Raw genomic sequence first — 10,542 nt, 5'->3', positions numbered from 1 at the left:
ACATATCTGGCGTTGACTTTTGGCACGCTGTTGAGTTCTCAAGGAACGGACGCTTCCTTTGTGCCTGTTTCACCAGGCTCTCCGGGCGCTTCCCTTCGGTCTTGCGTTTCCGACTCTATCAGATCCTTGCGGTCCTGATTTTCGCCGGTGCGTTTCGGCCTTTCGGCTTCTTCGCGGTTCCAACCTTACCAGATCCGTTCGGCGTTTCCGCTTTCCGTTTCCGGCCCCTGTTGGAGCGGGGTGACCGTCCGGCTTTCGCTTTTCGGTCTTTCCGACTCTAGCAGATCCGATTCGCAGTCCATTTCCGGGCTGAATTCGTTTCCGATATTTGTCGGAGTGGTTTGCCTTTCGGCTGTTCCGACGCTATCAGATTTCTCTGGGCCGGATTTCCGCCCCGGCAGGGAGGTCCTCCGGACGCGCAGGCGTACTGGGTTCCCCTTCAGGCGGAGCCGTAAACGTACTGGAGCGGGGCGCCCGGATGCAAATCCGGTTGCCCCGCTCCCCTACCTGTGCAGGCGGCCCCTGAGGGGTCAGACCTCGACGACCACCGGAAGGATCATCGGGCGCCGGCGGAAGTTGTCGGAGACCCACTTGCCGATGGCCCGGCGGACCAGCTGCTGGAGCTGGTGCGGCTCCGCGACGCCGTCCTGGGCGGCCTTGGCGAGGATCTCGTGGATCTTGGGCATCACCGCGGCGAAGTCCGCGTCGTCGATGCCCGAGCCGCGGGCCTGGATGTGCGGACCCCCGACGATCTTGCCGGTGCTGGAGTCCACGACCAGGAACACCGAGATGATGCCCTCGTCGCCGAGGATGCGGCGGTCCTTCAGGGAGGACTCGGTGACGTCGCCGACCGAGAGGCCGTCCACGTACACGTACCCCGCCTGGACCTTGCCGACGATCTTGGCGACGCCCTTGACCAGGTCGACGACCACGCCGTCCTCGGCGATGACGATCCGGTCCTTGGGCACGCCGGTCAGTGCGCCGAGCTCGGCGTTGGCCCGCAGGTGGCGCCACTCGCCGTGCACCGGCATCAGGTTCTTCGGCTTGCAGATGTTGTAGAAGTACAACAGCTCGCCGGCCGAGGCGTGGCCCGAGACGTGCACCTTGGCGTTGCCCTTGTGGACGACGTTGGCGCCCCAGCGGGTCAGGCCGTTGATGACGCGGTAGACCGCGTTCTCGTTGCCCGGGATCAGCGACGACGCGAGGATCACCGTGTCGCCCGGGACGATGCGGATCTGGTGGTCGCGGTTGGCCATCCGGGACAGGGCCGCCATCGGCTCGCCCTGGGAACCCGTGCAGACCAGCACGACCTCGTCGTCCGGCAGGTCGTCGAGGGTCTTGACGTCGACGACCAGCCCGGCCGGGACCTTCAGATAGCCCAGTTCACGGGCGATGCCCATGTTGCGGACCATCGAGCGGCCCACGAAGGCGACCCGGCGGCCGTACTCGTGTGCCGCGTCCAGGATCTGCTGGATGCGGTGCACATGGCTCGCGAAGCTGGCCACGATGATGCGCTTCTGGGCGCCCGCGAAGACCGTGCGCAGCACGTTGGAGATGTCGCGCTCGGGCGGGACGAAGCCCGGGACCTCGGCGTTCGTGGAGTCGGACAGCAGGAGGTCGATGCCCTCCTCGCCCAGCTTGGCGAACTTCGGGAGGTCGGTCAGGCGGCGGTCCAGGGGAAGCTGGTCCATCTTGAAGTCGCCGGTGTGCACGACCATGCCCGCGGGGGTGCGGATGGCGACCGCGAGGGCGTCCGGGATGGAGTGGTTGACCGCGACGAACTCGCAGTCGAAGGGGCCGATGCCCTCCGTGTCGCCTTCCGCGACCTCCAGCGTGTACGGCCGGATGCGGTGCTCCTGGAGCTTCGCCTCGATCAGGGCGAGGGTCAGCTTGGAGCCGATCAGCGGAATGTCCGGCTTCTCGCGCAGGAGGTAGGGGACACCGCCGATGTGGTCCTCGTGGCCGTGCGTGAGCACGATGCCGTCGATGTCGTCGAGGCGGTCCCTGATGGACGAGAAGTCCGGCAGGATCAGGTCGATTCCGGGCTGCTCCTCCTCCGGGAAAAGCACTCCGCAGTCGACGATCAGGAGCCGGCCGCCGTATTCGAAGACCGTCATGTTGCGGCCGATCTCACCCAGGCCGCCGAGGGGGGTGACGCGCAGGCCGCCCTTCGGGAGCTTCGGCGGCGCGCCGAGCTCGGGATGCGGATGACTCAAAAGACTCTCCTCACCACACACGCCACGTCGCCGTGAGGCACACGTGGCGCGCATGACATTCGTGCACTTGCGGTTTGGCGGTTGTTTTCCGTGTTCAGTTGTGAAGTCTGTGGTTACAGCTGTACCCCGCCGGCGGCGAGATCGCGCTTGAGCTGTTCGGTCTCGTCCGCGGACAGTTCCACCAGCGGCAGGCGCAGCGGCCCGGCGGGCAGGCCCTGGAGCCCGAGCGCGGCCTTGGTCGTGATGACGCCCTGGGTGCGGAACATGCCGGTGAAGACGGGCAGCAGCTTCTGGTGGATCTCGGTGGCCTTGGTGACGTCACCGTGCAGGTGGGCGTCGAGCAGGGCGCGCAGCTCGGGCGTGACGACGTGGCCGACGACCGAGACGAAGCCGACGGCGCCGACGGACAGCAGCGGAAGGTTGAGCATGTCGTCGCCGCTGTACCACGCGAGGTTCGAGCGGGCGATGGCCCAGCTGGCGCGGCCGAGGTCGCCCTTGGCGTCCTTGTTGGCGACGATCCGCGGGTGCTCGGCGAGCCGCACCATGGTCTCGGTGTTGATCGGCACACCGCTGCGGCCGGGAATGTCGTAGAGCATCACCGGCAGGTCGGTGGCGTCCGCGATGGCGGTGAAATGCCGGAAGAGACCTTCCTGCGGGGGCTTGCTGTAGTACGGCGTGACAGCGAGCAGGCCGTGGGCTCCGGCGTCGCGCGCGGCGCGGGCCAGCTGCAGGCTGTGGTCCGTGTCGTTGGTGCCGGCTCCGGCGACGACGAAGGCCCGGTCTCCGACCGCATCCACCACGGCCCGGACCAGCTGGGCTTTCTCCGCATCGCTGGTGGTCGGTGACTCACCGGTGGTGCCGTTGACGATGAGACCGTCGTTGCCGGAGTCCACCAGGTGCGCGGCGAGCTGCTGCGCACCGTCGAGGTCGAGAGCGCCATCCGCCGTGAACGGCGTGACCATGGCGGTCAGCACCCGCCCGAAGGGGGTCTGCGGTGTGGAAGTCGGAGCCATGGGCACCACGCTACTCGTAGCTCACCTCGGGTCGCGCCCCTGGGGAGCCGGGATGTGGACTCCGGCACTGCTTGCTCGGGGGTTCAAGCAGTGCCGGGTCCGTTTCTTCAGCGTAGATGAACTTCTCAAAATGCCGCAATACGGACACCGGGCACGTCTGTGCGGTCCGGTACGGCCCCGGAGGGCGACGGCCGGTCCGCACAGCGGTCCGGCGGGTCGTCCACGGGAACGGGGCGTTACGGAGCGATACGGCCGTTGGCGTTGAAGGCGGCGTGGGTGAGGGGCATCAGGCGGGCCCAGTGGGCCTCCATCTGCTCGCCGACCATCTCGATCTCGCGCTGCGGGAAGGACGGCACGGCCGCGAGCTCGTGCTGCGTACGCAGGCCGAGGAAGTGCATCAGCGAACGGGCGTTGCAGGTCGCGTACATCGAGGAGAACAGGCCGACCGGCAGGACCGCGCGGGCCACCTCGCGGGCGACACCGGCGGCCAGCATCTCCTGGTACGCCTCGTACGCCTGCCGGTAGGAGTCCTCCATGACCTTGCCGGCGAGCGTGTGCTGCTCGGGGGTGCCCTCGACGAACTCATACTTGCCGGGGCGGCCCTGCTGGACCAGCTTGCGGGAGGCGCCGGGCACGTAGAAGACCGGTTCGAGCTGACGGTAGCGGCCGGACTCCTCGTTGTAGGACCAGCCGACGCGGTGCCGCATGAACTCGCGGAAGACGAAGATCGGCGCGCTGATGAAGAAGGTCATCGAGTTGTGCTCGAAGGGGCTGCCGTGGCGGTCCCGCATCAGGTAGTTGATCAGGCCCTTGGAGCGCTCCGGGTCCTTCTGCAGCTCCTCCAGCGACTGCTCGCCGGCGGTGGAGACACGGGCCGCCCACAGCACGTCACTGTCCGCGGCGCTGTGCTTGACCAGCTCGACCGTCACTTCACTGCGGAAGCTGGGGGCTGTGCCTTCGGAGCTTTCGACGCTCTCGGCGGGGGTAGGGGACACCGACGGTTCCTTCCGTTCATTCCACGTGGCGCGCCCCAGCCTACGGCCCGCCACCGACAGTCCCGGAAATACGACAGGAAGCCGCGTACCGTACAAAATCGGACTCTGTCTCGCCCGGCTCGTCCTGTGGTTGATATTTTTCACAGAACTTGCAGAAAACGGGCACCAAACGGGCGCGACAGTCGTCTAACCCTGTGACAGTGCCCACTTCGAGGTTCCAAGGAGAGCCCGCTCATGTTCCGCCGGCGAGAGCCAGTGCCGTTCGCCTTCGTCGCCGAGGCCGACCGGTTCCGCAGCAATGTCGCGCCCCCGCCCCGAGAACGCGTCAGTCGTGCCCAGCTCGCGGGCCGGTCCCTGATCGGCCTGACGGTCGTCGGCGGTCTCGCCGGCGCCCTGCTGCTCGGCGTTCCCGCGCTCCAGCAGGAGACCGGCGGTGTCGGCACGCACCAGTCCGAGGCGGCGCACGGCCGCTGATCCGGCCGGGCGGTCCGCGCGCAGTCGTCGCGCGTGCCGCCCGGCACGGAGTGGTTCCGGCACGTAAGTCTCGATAACCTCACCGGTCACAGCCTTCATCTGCGTGCCTGGAGTGAGGATCCGCCGTGCCCCTGACCTTCCTGACGGCCGACCGTGATCTCGACGACCAGGCCGGTCAGGCGGTCGAAGCACCGCTGCCCCATGCAGGGCCGGACCGCTGGCGCCGTCCCTACCGCCCGGGCCCCGGGCGTGTGGGGGCGGCCGCCGTCCTTCTGCTGCTGGCCTCGTTCGTCCTGCTGTCCGCCGTGATCATCGTGGCCACGGGGACGCTGCCCGCCGCCGCCGTCTGCGCCGGTGTCGCGGTGCTGATCATCGCCCTCGCGCTGCGTTTTTTGCGGGTGGGGGTGTGGGTGAGCGCCCACGGCCTGCGACAGGTGGAGCTGCTGCGGACGACGACGCTGCGCTGGAGCGAGGTCGCGGCCGTCCGCACCACCCAGCGGCCGGTGCGCTGGCTGGGTCTGCCGCGGACGGTCCAGGGCCAGGCGCTGGTCGTCGAGCGGCAGGGCGGCGCCACGCTGCGAACGCTCGTCACGGACCACAACGGGGACTTCCTGGCGCGCCCCGAGGCGTTCGAGCTGGCCGCGGACGTGCTGGAGGCGTGGGCGGCGGAGTACTGCCGGTAGCCATGCCGGGAAGTACCGCCGGTAGCAGCGGGCCGGGGCCGGCTCCTGGTCGGAACCGGCCCCGGTGGGCAACGGTGCCCGTACGGCTCAGGCCGTACGGGCACCGCGTCGTTGAGGCCCGTACGGGCCCCCGCGTCGTTCAAACCCGTACGGGCTTGCCCTCGTGCAGGGCGATGGCCCTCTGCATCGCCTTACGGGCCCGCGGGGTGTCCCGGGCGTCGTGGTAGGCGACCGCCAGCCGGAACCAGGCCCGCCAGTCGTCCGGCGCCTGTTCGGTCTCGGCACGCCGCCGGTCGAAGACCTCGTCGGCGGAGTCCCGGTCGATACGGCCGCCCGGGGTGCGCTTCAGCTCGTCGACCGGCAGCCCGCCCTCGGCCTCCAGCTCGCGCGCGAGGCGGCCGGCCTTGCGGGCGAACTGGGTGGTGTGCCAGAGGAACCACAGTCCGATGAACGGCAGGATCAGGACGGCGACGCCGAACGCGACGGTCAGCACGGTGCCCTGCTCGATGAGCAGGAGGCCGCGGCTGCCGACGAGGACGAAGTAGACGACCAGGATCGCCGCGAGGACGCAGTAAGTGATCTTTGCACGCACGGTCGGTTCTGCCCGTCAGTCCAGGTCGAGGAAGTTCTCCAGGCCCATGGTCAGGCCGGGAGTGGCCACCACGCGGCGCGCGCCGAGCAGGATGCCCGGCATGAAGCTGCTGTGGTGGAGCGAGTCGTGGCGGATGGTGAGGGTCTCCCCCACCCCGCCGAGCAGCACTTCCTGGTGGGCCAGGAGGCCGCGCAGCCGTACGGAGTGGACGGGGATGCCGTCCACGTCCGCGCCGCGGGCGCCGTCCAGCGCGCTGCTGGTGGCGTCCGGCTGCGGCGGGCAGTCAGCGGCGGCGCGGGCCTCGGCGATCAGCTTGGCCGTGCGGGCCGCGGTGCCCGAGGGGGCGTCCGCCTTGTTCGGGTGGTGCAGCTCGATGACCTCGGCCGACTCGAAGAACCGGGCCGCCTGCTGCGCGAACCGCATGGTCAGCACCGCGCCGATGGAGAAGTTCGGGGCGATGAGCACGCCCGTACGGGGCGACGCCTCCAGCCAGGTGCGCAGCTGCGCGAGGCGCTCGTCGGTCCAGCCGGTGGTGCCGACGACGCCGTGGATGCCGTTGCGGACGCAGAACTCCAGGTTCGCCATGACGGCGTCGGGGTGCGTCAGCTCGACCGCGACCTGGGCTCCGGCCTCGGTCAGCGTCTCCAGCTCGTCGCCCCGGCCCAGGGCCGCGACCAGTTCCATGTCCTCGGCGGCCTCGACGGCCCGTACGGCCTCGGAGCCGATGCGGCCCTTGGCGCCGATGACCGCCACGCGCAGCTTGCTCATCGTTTCCCGCTCTCTCTTTCCCAGTACCCCTGGTACGCCTGGTACCTCTGGTACGCCTGATGTGAAAGGTCAGGCGACCGCGTCGTGCAGCCGGTCCACCTGCCGGTCCTTCAGCGGGCCGATGACGGACAGCGACGGGCGCTGTCCCAGTACATCGCGGGCCAGTTCCCGTACCTCGTCCGGGGTGACCGCCGCTATCCGGGCCAGCATGTCGTCGACCGACATCTGGGCGCCCCAGCACAGCTCGCTCTTGCCGATGCGGTTCATCAGCGCGCCGGTGTCCTCCAGGCCGAGCACGGTCGAACCGCGCAGCTGCCCGATCGCACGGCGGATCTCGTCGTCCGTCAGGCCCTCGTCGGCGACCTGGTCGAGCTGGTCGCGGCAGATCTTCAGGACGTCGTCGACCTGGTTGGGGCGGCAGCCCGCGTACACGCCGAACAGACCGCAGTCGGCGTAGCCGGAGGTGTACGAGTACACGCTGTAGGCCAGGCCGCGCTTCTCCCGTACCTCCTGGAAGAGACGGGAACTCATGCCGCCGCCGAGGGCCGTGTTCAGTACGCCCATGGCCCAGCGGCGGTCGTCGGTCCGGGCCAGGCCCGGGACGCCGAGGATCACGTGGGCCTGCTCGGACCTGCGGTTGAGCAGTTCCACCTGGCCCGCCGTACGGATGGTGCGGGAGCCGTCGCGCGGGGTCATCGGCACGGCGTCCGTACGGTCGAGGGCTCCGGCCTTCTCGAAGGCGGCGCGGACCATCCGTACGACCTTGGCGTGGTCGACGTTGCCGGCGGCGGCGACGACCAGGCGGGTCGGGTCGTAGTGCTTCTTGTAGAAGCGGCGGATGCGCTCGGGAGTGAGGGCGTTGACCGTGTCGACGGAGCCCAGGACCGGGCGTCCGAGGGGGGTGTCGCCGAGCATGGTGTGCGCGAACAGGTCGTGCACGCAGTCGCCCGGGTCGTCCTCGGTCATCGCGATCTCTTCGAGGATCACGCCGCGCTCGGCGTCGACGTCGGCGGGCTCGATGAGCGAGCCGGTCAGCATGTCGCAGACCACGTCGATGGCGAGCGGCAGGTCGGTGTCCAGCACCCGCGCGTAGTAGCAGGTGTACTCCTTCGCCGTGAAGGCGTTCATCTCGCCGCCGACCTCGTCGATCGCGGCGGAGATGTCGAGCGCGCTGCGCTTCCTGGTGCCCTTGAAGAGCAGGTGCTCCAGGTAGTGGGTGGCGCCGTTCAGCGACGGGGTCTCGTCACGGGAGCCGACGTTGGCCCAGATCCCGAAGGTGACGGACCGGACGGAGGGCAGGGTCTCGGTGACCACGCGCAGGCCGCCGGGCAGGACCGTCTTGCGGACCGTGCCGGCGCCGTTGGTGCCCTTGAGAAGCGTTTGGGTACGGGCGACGGCCCGCCCCTCCGAAGAGGTGCGGGCCGTCGTCCGTGAGCTACGGGACGTCACTTGGCGGCGTCGTCCTTCGCCTCGTCGTCTTCGCCCTCGATGACCGGGGCCAGCGACAGCTTGCCGCGCTGGTCGATCTCGGCGATCTCCACCTGGACCTTGGCGCCCACGGCGAGCACGTCCTCGACGTTCTCGACGCGCTTGCCGCCGGCCAGCTTGCGGATCTGCGAGATGTGCAGCAGACCGTCCTTGCCCGGGAGCAGGGAGACGAACGCACCGAAGGTGGTGGTCTTGACGACCGTGCCCAGGTAGCGCTCGCCGACCTCCGGCATGGTCGGGTTGGCGATGCCGTTGATCGTGGCGCGGGCGGCCTCGGCGGCCGGGCCGTCGGCGGCACCGATGTAGATGGTGCCGTCGTCCTCGATCGTGATGTCGGCGCCGGTGTCCTCCTGGATCTGGTTGATCATCTTGCCCTTGGGGCCGATGACCTCACCGATCTTGTCCACCGGGATCTTGACGGTGATGATGCGCGGCGCGTTCGGGGACATCTCGTCCGGAACGTCGATCGCCTCGTTCATCACGTCCAGGATGTGCAGACGGGCATCGCGGGCCTGCTTGAGGGCCGCGGCCAGCACGGACGCCGGGATGCCGTCCAGCTTGGTGTCCAGCTGCAGGGCGGTGACGAACTGCTTCGTACCGGCGACCTTGAAGTCCATGTCGCCGAACGCGTCCTCCGCACCGAGGATGTCGGTGAGGGCGACGTAGTGCGTCTTGCCGTCGATCTCCTGGGAGATCAGGCCCATGGCGATGCCGGCGACCGGGGCCTTGAGCGGCACACCGGCGTTCAGCAGCGACATCGTCGAGGCGCAGACCGAGCCCATCGAGGTCGAGCCGTTGGAGCCCAGCGCCTCGGAGACCTGGCGGATCGCGTAGGGGAACTCCTCGCGCGTCGGCAGCACCGGCACGATGGCGCGCTCGGCGAGCGCGCCGTGGCCGATCTCGCGGCGCTTGGGCGAGCCCACGCGGCCGGTCTCGCCGACCGAGTACGGCGGGAAGTTGTAGTTGTGCATGTAGCGCTTGCGGGTCACCGGGGAGAGGGTGTCCAGCTGCTGCTCCATGCGGAGCATGTTCAGGGTGGTGACGCCCAGGATCTGGGTCTCGCCACGCTCGAACAGCGCCGAGCCGTGCACCCGCGGGATCGCCTCGACCTCGGCGGCGAGCGTACGGATGTCCGTGACGCCACGGCCGTCGATGCGGACCTTGTCCTTGATCACGCGCTCGCGCACGAGGGACTTGGTCAGCGCGCGGTAGGCGGCGGAGATCTCCTTCTCGCGGCCCTCGAACTGCGGCAGCAGCTTCTCGGCGGCCACGGCCTTGACGCGGTCCAGCTCGGCCTCGCGGTCCTGCTTGCCCGCGATGGTCAGCGCCTGCGCCAGCTCGCCCTTGACGGCGGCGGTCAGCGCCTCCAGGACGTCGTCCTGGAAGTCGAGGAAGACCGGGAAGTCGCCGACCGGCTTCGCGGCCTTGGCGGCCAGGTCCGACTGGGCCTTGCACAGCACCTTGATGAAGGGCTTGGCGGCCTCCAGACCGGCGGCGACGACCTCCTCGGTGGGGGCCTCGGCGCCGTCCTTGACCAGCTGGATGGTCTTCTCGGTGGCCTCGGCCTCGACCATCATGATCGCGACGTCGCCGTCCGGGAGGACGCGGCCGGCCACGACCATGTCGAAGACCGCGTTCTCCAGCTCGGTGTGGGTCGGGAAGGCGACCCACTGGCCGTCGATCAGGGCGACACGGGTGCCGCCGATCGGGCCGGAGAAGGGCAGGCCGGCCAGCTGCGTGGAGCAGGAGGCGGCGTTGATCGCGACCACGTCGTAGAGGTGGTCGGGGTTGAGGGCCATGATCGTCTCGACGATCTGGATCTCGTTGCGCAGGCCCTTCTTGAAGGAGGGGCGCAGCGGCCGGTCGATCAGGCGGCAGGTGAGGATCGCGTCCTCGGAGGGCCGGCCCTCACGGCGGAAGAAGGAGCCGGGGATCTTGCCGGCGGCGTACATGCGCTCTTCGACGTCCACCGTCAGGGGGAAGAAGTCGAGCTGGTCCTTGGGCGTCTTGGACGCGCTGGTGGCCGACAGCACCATGGTGTCGTCGTCCAGGTACGCGACGGCGGAGCCGGCGGCCTGCTTGGCCAGGCGGCCCGTCTCGAAGCGGATGGTGCGGGTGCCGAAGGAGCCGTTGTCGATGACGGCCTCGGCGTAGTGGGTCTCGTTCTCCACCAGGGATATCTCCTCGTCTGCGTCCACCGCCCGTGTGGCGGTGGACCTTCGTCGGTGGAGCGCCGGAGTTGCGGGCCGGTCTTCGATCGAAGCACCCGGACACGGGGTCGCGCGGATCGTTCCGCGCGCCGTCCGGGGGCCA

At 69.2% G+C, this 10,542-nt stretch carries 9 protein-coding genes; 2 read left to right on the top strand and 7 right to left on the bottom strand.

Translation table 11 applies throughout. The features are described 5' to 3' along the window. Window positions 1–530: 530 nt before the first annotated feature. The 3 genes from JXZ78_RS36635 to thyX form a co-directional block, all read right to left on the bottom strand. Window positions 531–2,216 carry a ribonuclease J gene (locus tag JXZ78_RS36635; protein ID WP_030023057.1) on the bottom strand — a complete coding sequence of 562 codons (1,686 nt, stop codon included), beginning with the start codon at window positions 2,214–2,216 and terminating at the stop codon, window positions 531–533. A 113-nt stretch (window positions 2,217–2,329) separates the two neighbouring features. After that, window positions 2,330–3,229 (bottom strand): 4-hydroxy-tetrahydrodipicolinate synthase, encoded by a 900-nt coding sequence (dapA, locus tag JXZ78_RS36630; RefSeq protein ID WP_030023056.1) that lies wholly within the window; start codon window positions 3,227–3,229, stop codon window positions 2,330–2,332. A 236-nt stretch (window positions 3,230–3,465) separates the two neighbouring features. After that, on the bottom strand, window positions 3,466–4,224 hold the full coding sequence (gene thyX, locus JXZ78_RS36625) for an FAD-dependent thymidylate synthase (protein ID WP_030023055.1): 759 nt from the start codon (window positions 4,222–4,224) through the stop codon (window positions 3,466–3,468). A gap of 234 nt (window positions 4,225–4,458) precedes the next feature. On the opposite strand from thyX, the gene JXZ78_RS36620 reads away from it, so the two are divergent. Both JXZ78_RS36620 and JXZ78_RS36615 read left to right on the top strand, forming a co-directional pair. Then, entirely contained in the window at window positions 4,459–4,698 is a 240-nt protein-coding gene (locus tag JXZ78_RS36620) for a hypothetical protein (protein ID WP_030023054.1), read from the top strand. Window positions 4,699–4,823: 125 nt separating this feature from the next. Continuing rightward, entirely contained in the window at window positions 4,824–5,381 is a 558-nt protein-coding gene (locus tag JXZ78_RS36615) for an SCO5741 family PH domain-containing membrane protein (RefSeq protein ID WP_030023053.1), read from the top strand. Between the two features lie 139 nt (window positions 5,382–5,520). On the opposite strand, the gene JXZ78_RS36610 is transcribed toward JXZ78_RS36615, so the two are convergent. From JXZ78_RS36610 to JXZ78_RS36595, 4 genes are all read right to left on the bottom strand, one after another. Further along, window positions 5,521–5,973, bottom strand: coding sequence for a tetratricopeptide repeat protein (locus tag JXZ78_RS36610; protein ID WP_030023052.1), 453 nt, complete (start codon window positions 5,971–5,973; stop codon window positions 5,521–5,523). A gap of 15 nt (window positions 5,974–5,988) precedes the next feature. Beyond that, entirely contained in the window at window positions 5,989–6,741 is a 753-nt protein-coding gene (dapB, locus tag JXZ78_RS36605; RefSeq protein ID WP_030023051.1) for a 4-hydroxy-tetrahydrodipicolinate reductase, read from the bottom strand. Window positions 6,742–6,810: 69 nt separating this feature from the next. Then, window positions 6,811–8,190: a M16 family metallopeptidase gene (locus JXZ78_RS36600; protein WP_030023050.1), complete on the bottom strand. Its 1,380-nt coding sequence runs from the start codon at window positions 8,188–8,190 to the stop codon at window positions 6,811–6,813. Further along, window positions 8,187–10,400, bottom strand: coding sequence for a polyribonucleotide nucleotidyltransferase (locus JXZ78_RS36595; protein WP_030023049.1), 2,214 nt, complete (start codon window positions 10,398–10,400; stop codon window positions 8,187–8,189). The genes JXZ78_RS36600 and JXZ78_RS36595 overlap by 4 nt, the downstream gene beginning before the upstream one ends. Between the last annotated feature and the right edge of the window lie 142 nt (window positions 10,401–10,542).

The sequence above is a fragment of the Streptomyces monomycini genome, assembly GCF_022271435.1.
GTDB lineage: Bacteria > Actinomycetota > Actinomycetes > Streptomycetales > Streptomycetaceae > Streptomyces > Streptomyces monomycini.
The sequence above is the reverse complement of the archived record's forward strand: the minus strand, read 5'-3'. Positions and strand labels throughout refer to the sequence as shown.